Source organism: Microvirga sp. P4_A5 (genome assembly GCF_056402495.1).
In genome coordinates, this window is the sequence record NZ_JBFUHH010000054.1 from 1 (window position 1) to 21,278 (window position 21,278).

General features: G+C 65.5%; 20 protein-coding genes. 7 read left to right on the plus strand and 13 right to left on the minus strand.

Annotated elements, in window-relative coordinates; all coding sequences use genetic code 11:
• Positions 1-231: 231 nt before the first annotated feature.
• Entirely contained in the window at positions 232-1,719 is a 1,488-nt protein-coding gene (gene purF, locus AC1DVM_RS14535; protein ID WP_477255298.1) for an amidophosphoribosyltransferase, read from the plus strand.
• A 20-nt stretch (positions 1,720-1,739) separates the two neighbouring features.
• Positions 1,740-2,480, plus strand: a complete 741-nt coding sequence (locus AC1DVM_RS14540) for an SDR family NAD(P)-dependent oxidoreductase (protein ID WP_477255300.1) — start codon at positions 1,740-1,742, stop codon at positions 2,478-2,480.
• A 117-nt stretch (positions 2,481-2,597) separates the two neighbouring features.
• Here the strand turns inward: AC1DVM_RS14540 and der are convergent, their stop codons facing one another.
• From der to AC1DVM_RS14565, 5 genes are all read right to left on the minus strand, one after another.
• Positions 2,598-3,947: a ribosome biogenesis GTPase Der gene (gene der / locus AC1DVM_RS14545; RefSeq protein ID WP_477255302.1), complete on the minus strand. Its 1,350-nt coding sequence runs from the start codon at positions 3,945-3,947 to the stop codon at positions 2,598-2,600.
• A gap of 9 nt (positions 3,948-3,956) precedes the next feature.
• Positions 3,957-4,628: a tetratricopeptide repeat protein gene (locus tag AC1DVM_RS14550; protein ID WP_477255304.1), complete on the minus strand. Its 672-nt coding sequence runs from the start codon at positions 4,626-4,628 to the stop codon at positions 3,957-3,959.
• 240 nt (positions 4,629-4,868) lie between these two features.
• On the minus strand, positions 4,869-5,108 hold the full coding sequence (locus AC1DVM_RS14555) for a hypothetical protein (RefSeq protein ID WP_477255306.1): 240 nt from the start codon (positions 5,106-5,108) through the stop codon (positions 4,869-4,871).
• A gap of 255 nt (positions 5,109-5,363) precedes the next feature.
• Positions 5,364-6,191, minus strand: a complete 828-nt coding sequence (gene panB, locus AC1DVM_RS14560) for a 3-methyl-2-oxobutanoate hydroxymethyltransferase (RefSeq protein WP_477255308.1) — start codon at positions 6,189-6,191, stop codon at positions 5,364-5,366.
• Between the two features lie 10 nt (positions 6,192-6,201).
• A complete protein-coding gene (locus AC1DVM_RS14565) occupies positions 6,202-6,795 on the minus strand; it encodes an NnrU family protein (protein WP_477255310.1) in 594 nt (197 codons plus the stop codon).
• Positions 6,796-7,051: 256 nt separating this feature from the next.
• On the opposite strand from AC1DVM_RS14565, the gene AC1DVM_RS14570 reads away from it, so the two are divergent.
• From AC1DVM_RS14570 to AC1DVM_RS14580, 3 genes are read left to right on the plus strand one after another with little or no spacing between them, the layout of a single operon-like run.
• A complete protein-coding gene (locus AC1DVM_RS14570; RefSeq protein WP_477255312.1) occupies positions 7,052-7,672 on the plus strand; it encodes a TRAP transporter small permease subunit in 621 nt (206 codons plus the stop codon).
• A gap of 42 nt (positions 7,673-7,714) precedes the next feature.
• Entirely contained in the window at positions 7,715-9,598 is a 1,884-nt protein-coding gene (locus AC1DVM_RS14575; RefSeq protein WP_477255314.1) for a TRAP transporter large permease, read from the plus strand.
• Between the two features lie 40 nt (positions 9,599-9,638).
• Positions 9,639-10,334, plus strand: coding sequence for a VIT1/CCC1 transporter family protein (locus AC1DVM_RS14580; protein ID WP_477255316.1), 696 nt, complete (start codon positions 9,639-9,641; stop codon positions 10,332-10,334).
• A gap of 26 nt (positions 10,335-10,360) precedes the next feature.
• Here AC1DVM_RS14580 and AC1DVM_RS14585 read toward each other — a convergent pair whose 3' ends face one another.
• From AC1DVM_RS14585 to guaB, 5 genes are all read right to left on the minus strand, one after another.
• Positions 10,361-10,753: a DUF1801 domain-containing protein gene (locus tag AC1DVM_RS14585; protein WP_477255318.1), complete on the minus strand. Its 393-nt coding sequence runs from the start codon at positions 10,751-10,753 to the stop codon at positions 10,361-10,363.
• A 33-nt stretch (positions 10,754-10,786) separates the two neighbouring features.
• Positions 10,787-12,343 carry a glutamine-hydrolyzing GMP synthase gene (gene guaA / locus AC1DVM_RS14590; RefSeq protein WP_477255320.1) on the minus strand — a complete coding sequence of 519 codons (1,557 nt, stop codon included), beginning with the start codon at positions 12,341-12,343 and terminating at the stop codon, positions 10,787-10,789.
• Positions 12,344-12,395: 52 nt separating this feature from the next.
• The gene (locus tag AC1DVM_RS14595) at positions 12,396-13,691 is read right to left on the minus strand and encodes an RsmB/NOP family class I SAM-dependent RNA methyltransferase (RefSeq protein ID WP_477255322.1); all 1,296 of its coding nucleotides are present in this window, start codon (positions 13,689-13,691) and stop codon (positions 12,396-12,398) included.
• Between the two features lie 69 nt (positions 13,692-13,760).
• The gene (locus AC1DVM_RS14600; RefSeq protein ID WP_477255324.1) at positions 13,761-14,192 is read right to left on the minus strand and encodes an MAPEG family protein; all 432 of its coding nucleotides are present in this window, start codon (positions 14,190-14,192) and stop codon (positions 13,761-13,763) included.
• A 34-nt stretch (positions 14,193-14,226) separates the two neighbouring features.
• Positions 14,227-15,717 (minus strand): IMP dehydrogenase, encoded by a 1,491-nt coding sequence (gene guaB / locus AC1DVM_RS14605; RefSeq protein ID WP_477255326.1) that lies wholly within the window; start codon positions 15,715-15,717, stop codon positions 14,227-14,229.
• Between the two features lie 199 nt (positions 15,718-15,916).
• Here guaB and AC1DVM_RS14610 point away from each other — a divergent pair, with 199 nt between their 5' ends.
• Both AC1DVM_RS14610 and AC1DVM_RS14615 read left to right on the plus strand, forming a co-directional pair.
• The gene (locus AC1DVM_RS14610; protein ID WP_477255328.1) at positions 15,917-17,350 is read left to right on the plus strand and encodes a DHA2 family efflux MFS transporter permease subunit; all 1,434 of its coding nucleotides are present in this window, start codon (positions 15,917-15,919) and stop codon (positions 17,348-17,350) included.
• A 48-nt stretch (positions 17,351-17,398) separates the two neighbouring features.
• Positions 17,399-18,253 carry a dienelactone hydrolase family protein gene (locus AC1DVM_RS14615; protein WP_477255330.1) on the plus strand — a complete coding sequence of 285 codons (855 nt, stop codon included), beginning with the start codon at positions 17,399-17,401 and terminating at the stop codon, positions 18,251-18,253.
• A 124-nt stretch (positions 18,254-18,377) separates the two neighbouring features.
• Here AC1DVM_RS14615 and AC1DVM_RS14620 read toward each other — a convergent pair whose 3' ends face one another.
• From AC1DVM_RS14620 to AC1DVM_RS14630, 3 genes are read right to left on the minus strand one after another with little or no spacing between them, the layout of a single operon-like run.
• The gene (locus AC1DVM_RS14620) at positions 18,378-19,313 is read right to left on the minus strand and encodes a Gfo/Idh/MocA family protein (RefSeq protein WP_477255332.1); all 936 of its coding nucleotides are present in this window, start codon (positions 19,311-19,313) and stop codon (positions 18,378-18,380) included.
• Between the two features lie 39 nt (positions 19,314-19,352).
• Entirely contained in the window at positions 19,353-20,057 is a 705-nt protein-coding gene (locus AC1DVM_RS14625; RefSeq protein WP_477255334.1) for an RlmE family RNA methyltransferase, read from the minus strand.
• On the minus strand, positions 20,054-21,172 hold the full coding sequence (locus AC1DVM_RS14630; protein ID WP_477255336.1) for a Ppx/GppA phosphatase family protein: 1,119 nt from the start codon (positions 21,170-21,172) through the stop codon (positions 20,054-20,056). Before AC1DVM_RS14630 ends, AC1DVM_RS14625 begins: the two co-directional genes overlap by 4 nt.
• Between the last annotated feature and the right edge of the window lie 106 nt (positions 21,173-21,278).

The following is a 21,278-nucleotide window of genomic DNA, read 5'->3' on the forward strand; positions in this document are numbered from 1 at the left end:
GCGCCTCCCGCCAATGCGCCCGCCGCGGGCGCGCCCCCGGCGAGAGCGCCGAGTCCGGGTGCGCCGGCCGGATCGACCGCGCCGCGCCCGGGCCAACCGGCCCAGCCGCGAGGATAGGACGTTGCGCTTTCCGCATGGGAGGCGTTACCGATGCACATGGCGGTTTGACGCGAGGCCGCCTACATAGGGTTTTGGCGAGCCTGACGGTTTCGCAAATCCGGGGAAATGAAAATGTCGGCATGGTCAGAGACGCGGCAGGTCGAGCCCAAGAATGTCGATCTTGACCTCGAAGGCGACACCCTGCGCGAGGAATGCGGCGTCTTCGGCATCTATGGCCACCCGGATGCGGCTGCCATCACGGCCCTCGGCCTTCACGCCCTCCAGCACCGTGGGCAGGAAGCAGCGGGCATCGTCTCCTTCGATGGCGGGGTGTTTCATCTGGAGCGTCGTCTCGGCCTCGTCGGCGACGGCTTTTCCGACCGCTCGGTCATCGAGCGGCTCGAGGGTCTCTCGGCCATCGGCCATGTGCGCTATTCCACCACCGGCGGCACCATCCTGCGCAACGTCCAGCCGCTTTTCGCCGAACTCGACGGCGGCGGTTTCGCGGTGGCCCATAACGGCAATCTCACCAATGGCCTGACGCTTCGCCGCAACCTCATCCGCGATGGCGCAATCTGCCAATCCACCACCGACACCGAGGTGATCGTCCACCTGGTCGCGCGCAGCCGCGAGAAGCGCGTCGTCGATCGGTTCCTGGAGGCCGTCAAGACCATCGAGGGCGCCTATTCGCTGGTGGCGCTTACCAACAAGAAGCTGATGGGCGCCCGCGACCCGCTCGGCATCCGCCCCCTCGTTCTCGGCGAACTCGACGGCCGCTATATCCTCACCTCGGAGACCTGCGCGCTCGACATCATCGGCGCGCGCTTCGTTCGCGACATCGAGAACGGCGAGGCCGTGGTGATCTCCGACGAGGGCATCGAATCCTACCGCTTCGCCCCGGAGCAACCGGCCCGTCCGTGCATCTTCGAATACATCTATTTCGCCCGTCCCGATTCCATCGTGAACGGCCGCAGCGTCTACGACGTGCGCAAGAATATGGGACAGCAACTCGCAGCCGAATCCCCCGCCAATGCGGACGTGGTCATCCCCGTGCCCGATTCCGGCGTCCCGGCCGCGCTGGGTTTCGCGCGCGCCTCCGGCCTGCCTTACGAACTCGGCATCATCCGCAACCATTATGTGGGCCGTACCTTCATCCAGCCGACGCAATCCGTGCGGGAGCTCGGCGTTCGCATGAAGCACTCGGCCAACCGCTCCGCCGTCGAGGGCAAGAGCATCGTTCTCGTAGACGACAGTCTCGTTCGCGGCACCACCTCGGTGAAGATCGTGCGCATGATGCGCGAAGCAGGCGCCCGGGAGGTGCATTTCCGCATCGCCAGCCCGCCCATCACCCACCCGGATTTCTACGGCATCGACACGCCCGAGAAGGACAAGCTGCTGGCAGCGACCCACGATCTCGAACAGATGCGCGCCTATATCGGGGCGGATTCGCTGGCCTTCCTGTCCATCGAGGGGCTTTACCGCTCCATGGGCGAAGGCGCGCGCAATGCGGCCCAGCCGCAATTCACCGACCATTGCTTCACGGGCGATTATCCGACTCCGCTGACCGATCTCGCCATCGCGACGCCGCGCCGGCTGTCGCTGCTCGCCGAAGCCGATTAGCCGCATTCCTTCGAGGTAACATGACCAAGCCCCTCTCGAACCGCGTCGCGGTCGTCACCGGAGCCTCGCGCGGAATCGGCCGCGCGGCGGCGCTCGCCTTCGCCGAGGCCGGCGCGCACGTCATCGCCGTCGCCCGGACGCAAGGCGCGCTCGAATCCCTCGACGATGAGATTCGCGCCAAGGGTTCGTCCGCCACGCTCGTGCCGATGAACATGAAGGATTTCCCCGCGATCGACAGGCTCGGCGCCGCCATCCACGAGCGCTGGGGCAAGCTCGATATCCTGCTCGGCAATGCCGGCATCCTCGGCGAACTCGCGCCCATCACCCATATTGACCAGGCAGTCTGGGACGAGGTGATGGCGATCAACGTAACGGCCAATTACCGGCTGATCCGCTCGCTCGATCCGCTCCTGCGCGCATCCGATGCGGGCCGGGCGATCTTCGTGTCGTCGGGCGCGGCCCACAAGGCCACGGCCTATTGGGGCCCCTACGGCATCTCCAAGGCGGCCCTCGAAGTCCTGGTGCGCACCTATGCGGCCGAAACCGTGACGACGCCGCTCAAGGTCATGCTCCTCAATCCCGGCCCGTTGCGCACCAATATGCGCCGCGCCGCCATGCCCGGCGAAGACCCGACGACCCTCAAGACCCCGGACGACCTCGCCCCCCACATCCTCGACCTCGCCCTGCCCTCATGGACCGAAACCGGCAAGATCTGGGATTTCCCGCAAGGCAAGGTGCTGACGCCGCAGATGCCGGAATAGGGTGAAAAAGTTGAAAAGGTGAAATAGTGAAAAGGTCAAAGGGTTAAGGGTGAAACCTGCGCACGTCTTCACACTACTTCACTACTCACCCCTTCACCCCTTCACTACTTCACCCCGTCACTTCTTGCCCTTGTCGTACGGGTTCTCGCCCATCCGCATCGAGAGCCTGATCGGCACGCCCGGCAGGTCGAAGGATTCGCGGAGTTTGTTCACGAGGTAGCGCGAGTAGGATTTCGGCAGGGCGTCGAGCTGGTTGCCGAAGATCGCGAAATGCGGCGGGCGGGCCTTGATCTGCGTCATGTAGCGGATCTTGATGCGGCGGCCCGACACCGCCGGCGGAGGGTTCGCCTCCAGCGCGCCTTCGAGCCACTGGTTCAGCTTCGCGGTCGAGATGCGGCGGTTCCAGGTCTCATAGACTTCGACGATCGCCTTCATGAGGGGATCGATGCCGGTTCCGGCAAGGCCGGAGAGCGGCACGACGGGCGCACCGCGAACCTGCGGCAGCAGGCGGGTCGCCTTCTCCTTCAGGTCCTTGAGAAGGCCCTGCTGGTCGGCCACCAGATCCCATTTGTTGACGCCGATCACGAGGGCGCGGCCTTCGGTCTCGACGAGGTCGACGATCGACAGGTCCTGCTTCTCGAACGGGATCGTGGCGTCGAGCAGGATGACGACGACTTCGGCGAACCGCACGGCGCGCAGCGCATCCGCGACGGAGAGCTTTTCGAGCTTGTCCTCCACCCGCGCGCGCTTGCGCAGGCCCGCGGTGTCGAACAGCTTGATCTCGCGACCGCGCCAGTTCCAGTCGAGCGAGATGGAATCCCGCGTGATGCCGGCCTCGGGCCCGACGAGCAGGCGATCTTCGCCGATCATGCGGTTGATGAGGGTCGACTTGCCGGCATTCGGCCGCCCGACGATCGCCACCTGAAGCGGCTTGTTGGATTCCGCCTCGTCCTCCTCGGGCTCCGCATTGGGGTCCGGAAAGAACGGCATCAACGCCTCGAACAGATTGGACAATCCCTCGCCGTGCTCGGCCGAGAACGGCACCGGGTCGCCGAGGCCGAGCGAGAAGGCGTCGTAGGCGCCCGCCATCCCGGCATTTCCCTCGGCTTTGTTGGCGATGAGGATGACGGGCTTGCCGGAACGGCGCACCATTTCGGCGAAGGGACGGTCGGCGGGGAGGATACCGACGCGGGCGTCGATGACGAAGAGGATGACGTCGGCATCGCCGATGGCGGCCTCGGTCTGGGCGCGCATGCGGCCGAGCAGCGATTCCTCGGTGGCTTCTTCCAGCCCGGCGGTGTCGATGATGCGGAATTCCAGATCGCCGAGACGCGCCTCGCCTTCGCGGCGATCGCGCGTGACGCCGGGCTTGTCGTCGACGAGCGCGAGCTTCTTGCCGACGAGACGGTTGAACAGGGTCGATTTGCCGACATTCGGCCGCCCGACGATGGCGACGAGAGGCGTCATGTCATGTCCTCACTGGGTGACTTGCACCGGGCCGCCGGCAACCAGCGCGGTATAGACGGCAAGGCGCTGTTTCAGGGACTGGGGCGTTTCGCGGTCGGCTGCGATCTGGTCGAACCATTTGCCGGCAAAATCCATCTCGCCGGTCTTCAGGCCCGACAGGCCGAGAAGCTCGCGGGCGGAATGGCGCCACGGATTGGTGGGAACCGCCAGCCGTTCCAGCGGCGGCCGCACATTCGACGCCTCGGCGGTGTCGAGGCGAAGCCACGCGGCGCGCAGGCGCGCGAGATCCTGCCAGAGCGGCGCGAGCTTGGAATCGCCCGCCAGAGCGTCGTAGGCGGTGGCGCCATCCTCGGCGCTGTTCTGTCCGAGCTCGGCGGCGAGGCGGAAGCGCGCGAGAAGGCCGTAGCCCCCATCCGCTTCCTTCGCGAGCGCTTCGAACGCGGCCTTGGATTCGTCGCTCTTCTCGTCGCGGGACAGGCGAAGCGCTTCCTCGAAGCGAGCCCCGGCCTCCTGAGCGCGGGTTTCCTGCGCGTGCTCCCAGTAGCGCCAGCCGCCCACCAGGGCCAGCATGACCAGAAGGCCGCCGATGATCAGGCCGTTATAGCGCTTCCAGATCTGCGCCACGCGGTCGCGACGGTATTCGTCGTCGACCTCGCGGATGAACTCGTCGTTGGGAGCCATGCTTCTCCTGCGGCGGCGCCGCCTCCTTCATCAAAGAGGTTCGCCTATCACACCCCCCCTATGAAGGCGAGAGGGTGATCGCTCTCATTAACGCAGGGAAGGACGCGTTCCCACGTCGCAAGTCATACATTCTCATGGTGGTAGGGTGACAGCCTCGTGTCATCGCCGGCTCGCTCACCGACTCCATGGCGGAAGCTCGCGCATCCGGAGCCAGGAAGGCGTCGGCACCATCATGCCGGTTCATCCCCCGCTCACCGGGGCAAGCAGTGCGGACATCGCGCTGGCGAATATGGTGGCGTAGCGAATTTTTAGACGACGTGGCAGCCGCACGAAAACGCCGGCGAGCGTATCGGCGCCGTCACCACCTTCGAGCACGTTGTTGCCAAGGCCGCCGACCAGATGATCCGCTCCCGAACCGCCGACGAGCTGGTCGTCGCCCCGAGGACAATCAGGCCGCCATTGGATATTTCCGGACCCCAAATTGGAAACGATAACGGGAACATCATCAATCTGGACGGCGGAGCAGGGCCCGGCGGCAAACGCTCACCAGTTTTCATCCGCGATGGTCGTGGCGTCTTGAGAGCAGCGCATCAACGCATCGCAACATTCCGGTGGCGCGTGACCTCCGTCATTTCGAGCCCGATGGCGCCGCCCCGGAACGGCTGTGATCAAACTTGAGCCACTCCTCAGAAATGGCTGGATGACGCAGCGAAATGTCGACGGAGTTGCGCGATGTCACGGCGCCTGCTTTTTCTCCGCGTAAGTATGCTCGGGCCCCGGAAACGCGCGCGAGCGGACCTCCTTCGCGTAGGTCTCCACGGCCTTGGCGATGTTGGGCCCGAGTTCGCCATAGCGCTTGACGAATTTCGGCGACCAGGGCGTGAGGCCGAGCATGTCCTCGAGCACCAGGACCTGCCCGTCGCAGGCAACCGAGGCGCCGATGCCGATGGTGGGGATGGCGACCGCCTGGGTGATCTCGCGGCCCAGCGGCTCGGCCACGGCCTCAACCACGACTGAGAACGCACCCGCATCCGCCACCGCCCTGGCATCGGCGAGGAAAACCGGCCAATCGGCACGGTCACGACCTTGCGCCTTGAAYGAGCCCAGCGCGTTGATGGATTGGGGGGTCAGGCCCACATGGGCCATCACCGGAACGCCGCGCTCGGTGAGAAAGCGGATGGTCTCGGCCATGCGCGCGCCGCCTTCGAGCTTGATGGCGCCGCAGCCGGTTTCCTTCAGGATGCGGGCGGCCGAGCGGAAGGCCTGCTCGCGGCTCTCCTCATAGGCGCCGAACGGCAGGTCGACCACCACCAGCGCCCGCTTCGAGCCGCGCATCACCGCTAATCCCTGCAGGATCATCATGTCGAGGGTGACCGGCACCGTCGATTCCATGCCGTGCATCACCATGCCGAGGGAATCGCCGACAAGGATCACGTCCGCATGCTGGTCGACCAGACGGGCCGTGTGGGCATGGTAGGAGGTCAGCATGACGATCGGTTCGCCACCCTTGCGCGCGCGGATGTCGGGAGCGGTGAGGCGACGGATATCGGATTGGACGGACATGGGACGAACTCTAGCCTTGCGAAGGAAGAACGGCGACGCCGATCAGCAGCGGGTGAAGCCACACGAGAAACACCCCATAAGCCACCGTCCCGATGACGACCGCAAGGGTGTCGTTTCGAAGTCCTGACGATAGGCCGAGCGGCGCGCCGTGAGCCTTGGCCTCATCCCGCCGTTTCAAACTGATGCGGGCGAGGACGGCCCAAACCAGAATCGAGCCGAACAGCAGGATCGAGCCGAGGTCGCCATTGGCGAGAAGATGGGCCAGCGCCCAGAGTTTCACGCCGGCGAGCATCGGGTGCTTGAGCCGAGCCTTGATCCGTCCCGGCAGATAGGCGGCGGCGAAGCAGATGAAGGGCGGCCACATCAGGAGGAGCGCGAGATGGCGCGTCCAGACGGGAGGATTCCAGACCGGAATATAGCCGGCCCCGCGATATTGCCCGAAGCCGATGGCGATGAGCACGATCCCGGCGAGCGACAGGAGCGAGTACAGACCCTTGTAGGGGCCCTCTCCGATGCGGGCGATCAGCCCCGCCCGCTGCCCCCGCGCCATGGTGAAGGCGTGGATTCCAACGAACAGGAGCAAGCCCAGAATCAAAAGGGTCACGGTGGCGTCTCGCGGCTTGAGGGATCGAAGCAGCCGACAAGATGCCGAAATATTGGGCGCTTTCCAGTGTTGATTGTCCCAGGGCTAGGATTTACGGGCTTTTTCTCCGATCCTGGTTTGGGCCGCGACACGAAAGAACCGTGGCCACACGCCTTAAGTCGGATAAGTTGGAGAGGGCTGAGGGCTAGCGCTACGGCGCGGAGTTCGATAGCAAAAACCTCAACCACAACTGATACAATGTCAGGGGGAAACACCGATGGAAGCGCTCCTTCGCATCAGCCGCGCCATTGACACCTTCAACGAACGCATCGGCAAGACCGTTGCCTGGGCCATCGTCGTGGCGATCCTCGTCTCGGCCATCAACGCCATTATCCGGCGCATCTTCGGCGTGTCGTCCAACGCCTGGCTCGAGCTGCAATGGTATCTGTTCGGCGGGGTGTTCATGCTGTGCGCGCCCTGGACCCTGAAAGCCAACGAGCACATCCGCATCGACATCATCTCCAACATGCTGACCAAGCGGAAGCGCGATTGGATCGACCTGTTCGGGCACCTGTTCTTCCTGCTGCCGTTCGTGGCGCTGATGATCTACCTGTCGGTGCCCTATTTCTGGCGCTCCTATCTCTCGGGCGAGGTGTCGTCCAATGCGGGCGGCCTTCTGATCTGGCCCGCCAAGGGGCTCATCCTTCTGGGCTTCTGCCTGCTGGGCCTGCAATGGTTCAGCGAGGTCGTGAAACGCATCGCGATCATGCGCGGCGACCTCGTGGACGAAGCTCCGACGGTGCATTCGGCGGAAGCCGAGGCCGAGCGTCTTCTGGCCGAACTGGCCGATCCCGTCGCGCCGCTGGGCGGCGAACCTCCGGGCGACGGCATCCGGTAATCCGGTGCGCGCCCCGCTTTCCTGATTTCGGAGATTTCGCCCATGGCCGTCCTCATCGCCCAGAACCTCGCGCCGATCATGTTCGCGGCGCTCGTGATCTTTCTGCTCCTCGGTTATCCGGTCGCCTTCTCGCTCGCCGCGAACGGCCTCTTGTTCTTCTTCCTCGCGGTGGAGTTGGCGCCCTACGCGCCCGAGACCATCAACCTGTCCTGGCCGCTCCTCGGAGCCCTGCCCGACCGCGTCTTCGGCACCATGTCGAACGAGGTGCTGCTGGCGATTCCGTTCTTCACCTTCATGGGCCTGATCCTCGAACGCTCGGGCATGGCCGAGGACCTGCTGGACACCATCGGCCAGCTCTTCGGGCCGGTGCGCGGCGGGCTTGCCTTCGCGGTCATCTTCGTGGGCGCGCTGCTCGCCGCCACCACCGGCGTGGTCGCCGCTTCGGTGATCTCCATGGGCCTGATCTCGCTCCCCATCATGCTGCGCTACGGCTACGACCGGCGCCTCGCATCGGGTGTCATCGCAGCCTCGGGAACGCTGGCGCAGATCATCCCGCCGTCGCTGGTTCTCATCGTCATGGCCGACCAGCTCGGGCGCTCCGTCGGCGACATGTATGAGGGCGCGTTCCTTCCCGGCATCATCCTCGCGGGTCTCTATGCCGTTTACGTGGCGCTGATGGCGCTCATCTTCCCGAAATCCGCACCGGGCCTGCCCAGGGAGGCGATCGGGTTTCGCGAACCGAACGGGTCGCGCGGCGTCTGGCAGTTGGGCATCCTAGTAGTCTTTTCGGGCCTCGTCGGCTATTACGTGCTGTCGCAGACCGCCACGAAGTCCGGCGCCGACTTCGTCATTCTGACGATCTGTGTCGCCACCGTGGTGGCCCTCATCTGCGCCCTGATGGACCTGATGCTCGGCGCCCGCCGGGTCGTCCTCTCGGCCATTCTGGTAGCGGCTTTGGTCGCGCTCTACGTCTATCTCCACAACATCGGCTACGAATCGCTCGCCCTTCTCATGGAGATGATCCTCGCCGGCGCGATTTATGCGCTCATCGTCGGCGTGCTGGAGCGGATGACCGGCTTCCGGCTGATGTCGCGGATGGCGACGCAGACCACCTTCGTGATGGTGCCACCGCTCCTGCTGATCTTCCTGGTCCTCGGCACGATCTTCATCGGCCTTGCCACGCCGACGGAAGGCGGCGCGATGGGCGCGCTCGGCTCCCTCATCCTCGCGGCGGTCAAGCGGCGTCTCGACAACAATCCCAACCGGTTCAACTGGAACYTCGTCCGCCAGGCCACGGAGGCGACCGCGAAGCTCTCGGCTTTCGTGCTGTTCATCCTGATCGGCGCGCGCGTGTTCTCGCTGACGTTCTACGGCGTCAACGGCCACGTCTGGGTCGAGCACCTGTTGACGTCGCTTCCCGGGGGCCAGACGGGCTTTCTCATCTTTACCAACGTCCTGGTGTTCTTCCTTGCGTTCTTCCTCGATTTCTTCGAGCTCGCCTTCATCATCGTGCCGCTCCTCGGCCCCCCGGCCGAAAAGCTCGGCATCGACCTGATCTGGTTCGGCGTGATCCTTGGCGTGAACATGCAGACGAGCTTCATGCACCCGCCCTTCGGTTTCGCGCTGTTTTTCCTGCGCTCGGTCGCGCCAAAGGTGCCCTATATCGACCGTCTCACCGGCAAGCGCATGGAACCGGTCACGACGGGTCAGATCTATTGGGGCGCCGTGCCGTTCGTGGTCATCCAGGTCATCATGGTGGCGATCGTCGTCATGTTCCCCAACATCGTCATGCACTACAAAGGCAGCGGCGTGAAAGTCGACCCCGCGGCCGTGCAGAAGAGCCTCGACGATATCCTCATGCCCGGATTGCCCGGGGATGGCGGCCTGCCCGGCTTGAACTTCGACACGCCGCCCAAAATTCCATAAGCGACACGGGCGTTATCGGGACAACGATCGGGGGACCATCGTGAGCCGCCTCCACACCGAGCGTCATCTCGTCTCGCGCATCGGCTGGCTGCGGGCCGCCGTGCTCGGCGCCAATGACGGGATCGTCTCCACCGCGAGCCTGATCGTCGGCGTCGCCGCCGCCTCCGCTGCGAGTTCCGAGGTGCTGGTCGCCGGGATCGCGGGACTGGTGGCGGGCGCCATGTCGATGGCTGCCGGCGAATACGTCTCCGTCAGCTCGCAAGCCGACACCGAACAGGCCGACCTCGCGCGGGAGCGCGCCGAACTGTCCAGTCAGCCCGCCTTCGAGCGCGAGGAGTTGGCGCAGGTCTATATCGAGCGCGGCGTCGAGCGGGAACTCGCCCTTAAAGTCGCCGACCAATTGATGGCGAAGGATGCGCTCGGCGCCCACGCGCGGGACGAGCTTGGGATCTCGGACGTCACAGCCGCGCGGCCGATCCAGGCTGCCCTCACCTCGGCCGCCACGTTCGCGATCGGCGCCGCGATGCCCCTCCTGATGGTCGTGCTGTCACCCACATCCCTGCTGGTGCCGGTCGTCTCCGTGGCGTCCCTGCTTTTCCTCGCGTTGCTCGGTGCCGTCGGCGCGCGTGCGGGCGGCGCGAACGTCATCCGCGCGACCTTGCGCGTGACGTTCTGGGGCGCGCTCGCGATGGCGTTGACGGCAGGCATCGGGGCGTTGGTCGGGACGGCGGTGTAGCTCCGTCGAACGGCTTGTCCGCTGTTTCAGCGATGCGCGCGGGACCCGTTCAGCGTCGCCGCCGCTCGGATGAGTGCTTTCAAGGCCGTCTCATTGATCGCGTCGCCCTCGTGGAAGTCGATGGCGCGCCGGGTATTTCCCTCGAGGCTTGCATTGAAGAGGGCTGCCGGGTCGTCAAGCGAGGCTCCCTTGGCAAAGGTCATCTTCACGGCGTTCTTGTAGGTCTCTCCGGTGCAGATCATCCCGTCGCGATACCACACCGGAACGCCGCGCCACTTCCATTCCTCGATCACGTCCGGAACGGCTTGCTTGATCAACCCCCGCAGCCGGGAGAGCGTCTCGCCGCGCCAGTCTCCCAGCGCCTCGATCCGCTCGTCGATCAGCTGGGATGGAGATTTCTCTTTCTCAGGGTCGCTCATGATGTTCGATCCAAGCCTGGGTACCGGTCCCGGTCACTCCCACTCGATCGTGCCGGGGGGCTTCGATGTGATGTCGTAGGTGACCCGGTTGATGCCCTTGACCTCGTTGATGATGCGGGTGGCGACCCGGCCGAGGAAGGACATTTCGAAGGGGTAGAAATCCGCCGTCATGCCGTCGACGGAGGTGACGGCGCGCAGGGCACAGACGTAATCGTAGGTGCGCCCGTCGCCCATGACGCCGACGGTCTTGACCGGCAGCAGCACCGCGAAAGCCTGCCAGATGTCGTCATAGAGGCCGGCTTTGCGGATCTCGTCGAGATAGACCGTGTCGGCGCGGCGCAGGATGTCGAGCTTCTCGCGGGTGATCTCGCCGGGGACGCGGATGGCAAGACCGGGACCCGGGAACGGGTGCCGGCCCACGAACGCCTCGGGCAATCCAAGCTCGCGTCCGAGCACCCGGACCTCGTCCTTGAAGAGTTCGCGCAGGGGCTCCACGAGCTTCATGTTCATGCGCTCGGGCAGGCCGCCCACGTTGTGATGGCTCTTGATCGTGACCGAGGGCCCGCCGGTGAACGACACGCTCTCGATGACGTCCGGATACAGCGTGCCCTGCGCCAGGAAATCCGCGCCGCCGATCTTCTTGGCCTCCTCGTCGAACACGTCGATGAAGAGCCGGCCGATGGTCTTGCGCTTGACCTCCGGGTCCGACACGCCCTCGAGCGCGCCGATGAAGAGATCCTGCGCCTGCACATGGACGAGCGGGATGTTGTACGAGTCGCGGAAGAGCGTCACGACCTGCTCTGCCTCGGCTTCCCGCATGAGGCCGTGATCGACGAAGACGCAGGTCAGCTGGTCGCCGATGGCCTCGTGGATGAGCACCGCCGCGACCGCCGAATCCACGCCGCCGGACAAGCCGCAGATCACCCGGCCGGTGCCGACCTGCGCGCGGATGCGCTCGATGGCCTCGTCGCGAAACGCCTTCATGGTCCAGTCGCCGCGGCAGCCGGCGATGTCGCGGACGAAGTTGCGGATGAGCTGCGCGCCCTGCGGCGTGTGGACCACCTCGGGGTGGAACTGCACCGCGTAGAACTTGCGCTTTTCGTCCGCCACGACGGCGAACGGCGCGTTGGGAGAGATCGCCAGCGTCTCGAAGCCCGGCGGCAGGCGGGTGACCCGGTCGCCGTGGCTCATCCAGACGGGATATTTGTGGCCGACCTGCCAGACGCCCTGGAAGATCGGGCTCTCGGTCAGCACTTCCACCTCGGCGCGGCCGAATTCGGAATGGTGGCCGCCTTCGACCTCGCCGCCGAGCTGCGAGGCCATCGTCTGCTGGCCGTAGCAGATGCCGAAGACCGGCACGCCGGAATCGAAGAGGCTTTGCGGTGCGCGGGGCGATGTCTCCAGCGTCACCGATTCCGGCCCGCCCGACAGGATCACGCCCTTCGGTTTCATCTCGCGGAAAGCCTCTTCGGCCTTCTGGAACGGCACCACTTCCGAATAAACCCCGTCCTCCCGAACGCGCCGGGCGATGAGCTGGGTCACCTGGGAGCCGAAATCGACGATGAGGATCTTGTCGTGGGATTGGGTCATGGGTTGCGTTCTATGGCGTTGAGGTTTTGGGAGCAACGGTGGAAAAGGACAGTCAATCCTTGCGAAGCACCGCCACGTAAAATCCGTCGGTGCCGGTCTTTAGCGGCGTCATCTGGAGCCCGTGCGTCGTGTTGCGGACAAGCGGCGCGAGCTTCTCCATCTCGGCCCGGGCCAGCACCTCCGCGACCGGAACCGGCTTGAAGCCGGGATGGCGGGTGATGAAGGCCGAGACGGCCTCGTCGTTCTCCTCGGGCAGGATCGAGCAGGTGATGTAGACGACGCGGCCTCCGGATTTGACGAGCGAAGCGGCGCGGTCGAGCACGACAGCCTGCTCGTTGCGGCGCACGTCGAGACTGCCGGGGCGCAGGCGCCATTTGGCGTCCGGGTTGCGCCGCCATGTGCCGATGCCCGTGCAGGGCGCATCCACCACCACGCAGTCGATCTTGCCGTCGAGATCGGCCACCGCGTCGGCGCGGGCGCGCGGGGTGCGGATCTGGACGTTGCGGATGCCGGCGCGGGTGACGCGCTCATGGATCGGTGCCAGGCGGCGGGCGTCCGAGTCGGTGGCGTAGAGCTGGCCGTGATTGTTCATCATCGCGGCGAGCGCGAGCGTCTTGCCCCCGCCCCCGGCGCAGAGATCGACGACCTGCTCCTCCGGCTGCACGCCGGATAAAATCGCAGCGATCTGAGAGCCTTCGTCCTGGATCTCGATCCAACCCTTGATGAATTCCGGCTCCGATTGCACGGCCGGTCCGCGACCGTCCTCTCCCGGTTGAATGCGCAGGCCGTAAGGCGAGAGCGGCGTTTCCACAGCGGCGAGATGCGGCAGAGCGTCGTGAGCCTCGGAGCGGGTTTCAACCTTGAGCGCGTTCACCCGAAGGTCGAGGGGCGCACGGCCCGTGAGGGCCTGCATCTCGGGCACGAGATCGTCGCCGAAGACCGCTCTCAGCGAGGGCTCGATCCATTCGGGAAAATCGCCCGCGACGTGCGCCGGGGCCTGTTTCAGATCGGCGCCCTCGATCCTGGCCCGCTCCTCGCCGGTCGGCGGCTCTGGCGCGAAGCGCTCGCCGGTGAACAGCCGCGCGATCTCGGCAAAGGACATGCCGCGCTGGAGCACCAGCATGCCGAGCAGCACGGCGCGCGGCGTGTTCTCGCCCATCACCCATGCGGCGGAGGCTTTGCGCCGCAGCGAATCGTACACGAGGCTCGCAATCGCCGCGCGGTCCTTCGAACCCGCGAAACGGTGAGCGAGGCCCCAATCCTTGAGGGCATCGGTCGCGGGGCGACGACGGGTTTCGATATCACCGAGAACTTCAATGCAGGCTGAAAGGCGCGCGGCTGGAATCATGGAACTTCACAATCGATTTTGGGCGCCACGAGCGCCTTGGCGCGCGTGGTCGCCGATGCACGGGGATCGTCAGATGCCGGCCTCGGCAGCGAAGATCCGCAGGGCGTAGATGATCCACATCAGGATGAGGATGATCGCGCCGATGAGAAAAACAGTGAACCGATGCTGGATGCGGTTCGACGTGACATGGATCCCGGCATGAAAGAGCCGCGTGACGACGAACATCCATGACATCACCACGAACAGAAGATCGGCCTTGCGCGTGATGATGGCGAACGCCACCAGCACGAAAAACAGCACCGGCAGCTCGAACTGGTTGCCATAGGCGTTCGAAACCTGCTGCGTCTTCGTCGGCCAGCTGTTTTGACCGAGCGCCACGTCGGCGACCTTGACCTGACCTTCCCGGATCGTCCCGACGCGGGACCGCCCCGTCCACACAAGCAGCAGGAATGTCAGGGCGACCTGCACGAAGACCGGCAGGAGGATGGCGGTGATGGTCATGATCTGCTTTCACACGAGGTCGGGACGCCGCCGCTCAGGAACGGCCGGGATAATTGGGGCTTTCGCGGGTGATGGTCACGTCGTGGACGTGGCTTTCGCGCAGGCCCRCATTGGTGATGCGGATGAACTGCGCCTTGTCGTGGAATTCCTGCAGGTTCGCCGCGCCCACATAACCCATGGACGCCCGCAGGCCGCCCGAGAGCTGGTGCAGCACGCCGGAAACCGGGCCCTTGTAGGCCACCTGCCCTTCGACGCCCTCCGGCACGAGCTTGAGCGTGTCGCGAACCTCGGCCTGGAAATAGCGATCCGCCGAGCCGCGCGCCATCGCGCCGACCGAGCCCATGCCGCGATAGGATTTGTAGGAGCGGCCCTGGTAGAGGAACACCTCTCCCGGGGTCTCGTCGGTGCCGGCGAGCAGCGAGCCCACCATCGCGCAGGAGGCTCCCGCCGCGATCGCCTTGGCGAGGTCGCCCGAGAACTTGATGCCACCGTCGGCGATGACCGGGATACCCGCCTCGACGGCGGCCTCCACCGCCTCCATGATGGCGGTCAATTGCGGGACGCCGACCCCCGCGACGATGCGGGTGGTGCAGATAGAGCCCGGCCCGATGCCGACCTTCACCGCATCCGCACCGGCATCGATGAGCGCCTTGGCGCCCTCGCGGGTGGCCACGTTCCCGGCGATCACCTGCACGGCATTGGAGAGGTTCTTTGCGCGGGTAACGCTGTCCAGCACCCTGACCGAATGGCCGTGGGCGGTGTCGACGACGATCACGTCGCAGCCGGCATCGATCAGGCGCTCGGAACGCTCCAGGCCCTGCTCGCCGGTGGTGGTGGCGGCAGCCACGCGCAGTCGCCCCTGGCTGTCCTTGGCGGCGTTGGGATGGGCGACCTGCTTCTCGATGTCCTTGACGGTGATCAGGCCGATGCAGCGGTAATGATCGTCCACCACCAGAAGCTTCTCGATGCGGAACTGGTGCAGTAGCCGGCGGGCCTCGTCCTGGTTGACGCCCTCGCGGACCGTGATGAGCCGGTCCTTGGTCATCAGCTCGGAGACTTTCTGCGACGTATTGTTGGCAAACCTCACGTCGCGGTTGGTCAGGATGCCCACGAGCTTGCCGTTGGAGCCGCCGGGGCCGCGCTCGACCACCGGAATACCCGAGATGCCGTGATGTTTCATGAGGGCGAAAGCGTCGGCCAGGGTCTCGTCCGGGTGGATGGTGATGGGGTTCATCACCATGCCGGACTCGTATCGCTTCACGAGGCGAACCTGCTCGGCCTGGGCGTCCGGCTCGAGGTTCCGGTGAATGACCCCGATGCCGCCGCTCTGCGCCATGGCGATCGCCATCTTGGCTTCGGTGACGGTGTCCATCGCGGAGGCGATGATGGGAAGCGAGAGGCTGATGGTCTTGGTGAGCTGTGTGGCGATGTCGACGTCGCTGGGCAGGACCTCCGAGCGACCGGGCCGCAGCAGGACGTCATCGAATGTGAGGCCTTCGATGATCTGATCGAAAATGCGGGCCATGGCCAACTCCTGGGAACAAGGGGTGAACGGATCGCGCTTTTCCGCGACCTGAGGTTGGCGAGGGTCCGTAGCACGCGGTTCGGGTTTCGCAAAGCATTCCGCGTCCGCAATCCCCGAAGGGCAGCGTTGCGTGGCGCAGGACCCGGGACGGGCCGATTTGGTTTGCAACTTTTAGCGATGACGTTAAGTCCACAGAGTCATGCGACCTTCGCGCCTCCTGCCCCTCATCATCGCCACCGCCCTGTTCATGGAGAACACGGATTCCACCGTGATCGCGACGTCGTTGCCGATGATCGCGCAGGATATCGGGGTCGACCCCATCGCGCTTAAGCTTGCCATCACGTCCTATCTGGTCGGTCTGGCGATCTTCATCCCGATTTCGGGCTGGATGGCCGATCGCTTCGGCGCCAAGACCATCTTCACGGCGGCGCTGGCGGTTTTCATGGGAGGCTCGCTCGCGTGCGCCTGGGCCAATTCTCTCGAAGGCTTCGTCGTGGCGCGCTTCATCCAGGGCATGGGCGGGGCCATGATGGTGCCGGTGGGACGTCTGGTGCTGCTGCGCAGCGTCCCGCGCAACGAGGTGGTGCAGGCGCTGGCGACGCTTACGATCCCGGCGATGATCGGGCCCATCCTCGGACCGGTGCTCGGGGGCTTCATCACCACCTATTTCGATTGGCGCTGGATCTTCTTCATCAACATCCCCATCGGAATCCTCGGCATTTTTCTGTCCATCCGGTTCATCCCGAACATCAGGGAAGAGAACATTCCGCCGCTCGATTTCGTGGGCTTCCTCCTGTCGGGCGTCGGGCTCGCCCTGCTCATGCTGGGCTTCGCCTCGGGCGGGCATCTGATCCCGCTGCGGGTGTCGGTCGCCTGCGTGGTGGTGGGCACGATCTGCGTCGTCCTGTTCGTTCTCCACGCCAGGCGAACGCCACACCCGGTCATGCGGCTCAGCCTGTTGAAGCTGCAGACCTTCCGCGCCAGCATCGTCGGCGGCTCGCTATTCCGGATCGGCATCGGCGCGATCCCCTTCCTGCTGCCCCTGATGCTGCAGATCGGCTTCGGCCTCTCGCCCCTGGCATCGGGTTCCATCACCTTCATCTCGGCGGTGGGCGCGCTGTTCACAAAGACGCTCGCCAAGCGCGTGCTGGAACTCACCGGCTTTCGCCGGCTTCTGGTGGTGAACGCCCTCATCGGCGCGGTCTTCATCGGTCTCAACGGCTTCTTCACCCCTTCCACTCCGCACTGGATCATGATGACGATCCTGTTCGCGGGCGGCTGCTTCCGCTCGATGCAGTTCACGAGCCTCAACGCCATTGCGTATGCGGAGGTCTCGCACCGGGACATGAGCTCGGCCACCAGCCTGTCGAGCGTCTCGCAGCAGCTTTCGCTCAGCATCGGCGTGGCGCTGGGAGCCGGGGCGCTGGAGGCGGCGGGCCGGATGCGCGGCGCGGAGCATATCGGCCCGCAGGATTTCGCCATCGCGTTCTGGGTGGTGGCCTGTGTGGCCGCCCTGTCGGCACTCGTCTTCGTCAAGCTGCCGCCGGACGCGGGCGCCGAGATGTCGGGGCATCGCGCGTTTCGGAAAGAGCCGCCCTCCTCCGGGCTCGAAGTCGGAGTGGAACCGCGCTGAGGATGCTCTATCCTGCCGCGTGCCCGAGCAACAACCTGGAGGACGCCCGTGGATAAACGCATCATCGATCTCTACGACGATTTTACCCATGGGGGCATGAGCCGCCGCTCCTTCATCGACAAGCTCGCCGCCCTCGCCGGCAGCACGGCGGCCGCCACCGCGCTGCTGCCCGTTCTGCAGAACAACTACGCGCAGGCCCAGACCATTCCGGAGAACGATGCGCGCATCGTCGCCGAGATGGTCGACATTCCCGCCGCGCCCGGCCTGAAAGGCTATCTCGTCAAGCCGAAGGCGGGCGGAAAGCTGCCGGCGGTGCTGGTGATCCATGAGAATCGCGGCCTCAATCCGCACATCAAGGACGTCACCCGCCGCATGGCCATGGAGGGCTTCGTGGCGCTCGGCCTCGATTATCTCTCTCCCATGGGCGGCACGCCCGCCGACGAGGACAAGGGCCGCGACATGATCGGCCAGTTGAAGCAGCCCGACGTGATCGCCTACGGCCGGGCCGCGATCGCCTATCTCAAGGGCCTGTCGGACAGCAACGGCAAGGTCGGCGCCGTCGGCTTCTGCTGGGGCGGCGGCGCGGTGAACAATCTGGCGGCCGCCGATCCCGACCTGTCGGCAGGGATCGCCTATTACGGCGGCCAGCCCAAGGCCGAGGACGTGCCGAAGATCAAGGCCGCGATGATGCTCCATTACGGCGGCCTCGACGAGCGCATCAATGCGGGCATTCCCGCCTATGAGGCGGCGCTCAAGCAGGCCGGAAAGACCTACGAGATCCACGTCTATGAGGGCGCGAACCACGCCTTCAACAACGACACCAACGCCGCCCGCTACGACAAGACCACGGCGGACCTTGCGTGGGGCCGGACAGTGGCGTTCTTGAAGAAACAGCTGGCGTGAGGGTGCGACTTGCTCTCCTCCCCCCTTGCGGGGAGGAGTTGGAGGTGGGGGTGTGAGCGCCGGACTGGATCGAGCATGGCGCCGCACCCTGACCCTCCCCGCAAGGGGGAGGGAAAAGCCGCTCTCAGCTTTCGAACGGCTCGACCTGCACCCTCTTGCCGATCATGAACGCGTCCGCCACGAGCCTAAACGGCACGTCGTCCACATCGGAGGCGCCCGTCTTCAGCAGCGCGTCGAATTGCCGGTAGACGCCCGCATACTCGGAAGGCTTCTCGTCGACCACCACCTTGCCGTCGATCGCGAGTCGGGCCGCGCCTTCGCTCAGCAGCAGATGCTGGCCCGCCGTCGTTTCAATCTCGATGTCCCAGCTTTGCGGACCGGTCTGGCGCCAGTCGAACGCTGCCTGGAGATCCTCGCCCTCGACACCGGATTCGAACACGAGGGCGGCGGCGATCGGCGCGTCGCGGTKGGCGGGAAATTCGAGCCGGGATTGCTTGACGAAGATCGGCTGCGGCGCGATCCGGCTGAGGATCGACAGGGCATTGATGCCCGGATCGAAGACGCCGAAACCTCCCGCCTGCCAGATCCATTCCTGGCCCGGATGCCAATGCCGCACATCCTCCTTCCAGGTGATCAGCAGGCGCCTGATCGTCTGGCCCTTGAGCGCCTTTTCGGCCGCGTCGACGCCGTCGTTATGCTGGGCATGCCAGGCCGTGAAGAGGGTCTTTCCCGTCGACGAGGCGATGCGCTTCAGGTCTTCGAGTTCGCTCAAGGTCGCGGCGGGCGGCTTTTCGAGGAGAGCGCTCTTTCCTGCAAGAAGCACCTGCTTGGCGATGTCGTGCCGCACCTGCGGCGGCGTGCAGATCGCCACCGCGTCGAGGTCCGGAAGCTTCAGCATCTCGCGGTAATCGACGAAGGTGTACCTTGCGTCCTGCGGCGACAGCCCGCGCTGGCTCGACACCGCCATGAGCTCGAAATCCGGGTTGGCGCGAATGGCGGGCAGGTGTTGATCCTGCGCGATCTTGCCGAAGCCGATGATGCCGATGCGGTGCGGAGCCATGAACCTGTCCTTTGACGGACGGCTTTCGGAAAGCGCCGGTTAGTAGTCGGGCTTCTCGTTGCCGGCCGTGCCTCTGAAACCGGTCGCCATCACGTAGAGTTCCGCCGATCCCGCGCGGCTCGCCGCCGGCTTCACGTGGCGGACCACCGCGAAATCGCGTTTCAGGTCGGCCAGCAACTGGCCCTCGGTGCCGCCCTGGAACACCTTGGCGATAAAGCTGCCGCCCGGCGCCAGCACCTCGCGGGCGAAATAGATCGCCGCTTCTGCGAGACCCATGATCCGCAGGTGATCGGTCTTCTTGTGACCGGTCGTGTTGGCCGCCATGTCGGACATCACCACGTCGGCGGGCCCGCCGAGTAGCTCCATGAGCTGCCCCGGCGCGCTCTCGTCGAGGAAGTCGAGCTCGATGAAATCGACGCCCGGCATGGGGTCGATGGGCAGAAGGTCGATGCCGACCACCCGCCCCTTGGCGCCGACCTTGCGGGCGGCGATCTGCGCCCAGCCGCCCGGGGCGGCGCCGAGATCGACCACGCGCTGGCCGGGCTTCAGGAGGTTGTACTTCTCGTCGATCTCCAGWAGCTTGAACGCCGCGCGGGAGCGGTAGCCCTCGCGTTTCGCGCGCGCCACGTAGGGATCGTTGAGCTGGCGTTCGAGCCAGATTTTCGACGACAGGGAACGCTTGTTCGCGGATTTCACCCGCTGCTTCATGTTGCGGACGCCCGAGCCGGGCTTGCTGACGGTCATCGATACGCCTCCTGGCGCCAGACCCCGTCGTCACGCATCATGTTCATCAAAATTCCTTCGCGAAGTCCGCGATCCGCGATCCGCAGCCGATCCGATGGGAAGGCCAGCCGGATCGCCTCGAGAATGGCGCAGCCCGCCAGGACCAGATCGGCGCGCTCGCGCCCGATGCAGGGGTTGGCGGCGCGCTCGTCGTAATCCGAATTCAGCAGGCGTTCGAGCACGCCGGTGGTTTCGGCGTTCCGCATCCACATACCGTCAACGCGGCGGCGATCATAGCGTGGAAGCTTGAGGTGGATGCCGCCGATGGTCGTGACCGTGCCTGAGGTCCCGAGCAGATGGAAATTCGCACCCTCGCCGGACGCGGACGCCGCGAGGTTGAAGCTGAACAAGCGCTCCGTCACCTCCTCCACCATGCCGCGAAAGCTCTCCCGCGTGACCTTCACACCGCCGTGCCGCTCGGCCAGCGTCACCACCCCGACCGGCAGCGAATCCCAGGCCCGGATGCGTCCGCAGGGATCGACCAGCATGTTGGTGGCAGGACCGTCGAGCCATGCGATCTCGGTCGATCCGCCGCCGATATCGAACACCACGACGGAATCGGCGTCGGGATCGACCAGCGAGGCGCAGCCCGTCACCGCCAGATATGCCTCGGTCTTGCGATCGACGATCTCGAGCGTCAGCCCGAGTTCCTCGCGGACGCGCTCGACGAACGCCGGCCCGTTGGCGGCAAGACGGCAGGCCTCGGTGGCCACGAGACGCGCGCGCGCCACGTCCTTCGCCGCCATCTTGTCGCGGCAGATTCGCAGCGCATCGATGGTGCGCTCGATCGCGTCGGCGCCGAGCTGGTTGCCGTGTCCGAGCCCTTCGCCCAAGCGCACGATGCGCGAAAACGCGTCGATGACACGAAATCCGAAATGGGCAGGCTCCGCGATGAGCAGGCGACAATTGTTGGTTCCGAGGTCGAGAGYCGCGTAGCTGCGGCTACGGTTTCGCCGCTGGGCGCCTTCGGGCGCGCGCCCCCCGGGCTCGGACCAGCGCGAATCCCGACCGGATCCGGAGGCCGGATTCGACCGTGCCTCGTCGGCCCCGGCAATCGCATCGTACTTCACGTTCACACTTGATCCTTGGCGTCGGCACCCGACACCGGTTTGACGTGAGAGTACCTGTCCGGCGCATCTTCGCCAAGGGCGCCGGCGGGGTATGTGGCAGACGCCGGTGCAT

Coding starts and splice junctions, on each gene's coding strand:
- guaA (WP_477255320.1), bottom strand. CDS start 12,343: ATGACCCAATCCCACGACAAGATCCTCATCGTCGATTTCGGCTCCCAG.
- AC1DVM_RS14600 (WP_477255324.1), bottom strand. CDS start 14,192: ATGACCATCACCGCCATCCTCCTGCCGGTCTTCGTGCAGGTCGCCCTG.
- AC1DVM_RS14595 (WP_477255322.1), bottom strand. CDS start 13,691: ATGATTCCAGCCGCGCGCCTTTCAGCCTGCATTGAAGTTCTCGGTGAT.
- der (WP_477255302.1), bottom strand. CDS start 3,947: ATGACGCCTCTCGTCGCCATCGTCGGGCGGCCGAATGTCGGCAAATCG.
- purF (WP_477255298.1), top strand. CDS start 232: ATGTCGGCATGGTCAGAGACGCGGCAGGTCGAGCCCAAGAATGTCGAT.
- AC1DVM_RS14570 (WP_477255312.1), top strand. CDS start 7,052: ATGGAAGCGCTCCTTCGCATCAGCCGCGCCATTGACACCTTCAACGAA.
- AC1DVM_RS14540 (WP_477255300.1), top strand. CDS start 1,740: ATGACCAAGCCCCTCTCGAACCGCGTCGCGGTCGTCACCGGAGCCTCG.
- AC1DVM_RS14610 (WP_477255328.1), top strand. CDS start 15,917: ATGCGACCTTCGCGCCTCCTGCCCCTCATCATCGCCACCGCCCTGTTC.
- AC1DVM_RS14550 (WP_477255304.1), bottom strand. CDS start 4,628: ATGGCTCCCAACGACGAGTTCATCCGCGAGGTCGACGACGAATACCGT.
- AC1DVM_RS14585 (WP_477255318.1), bottom strand. CDS start 10,753: ATGAGCGACCCTGAGAAAGAGAAATCTCCATCCCAGCTGATCGACGAG.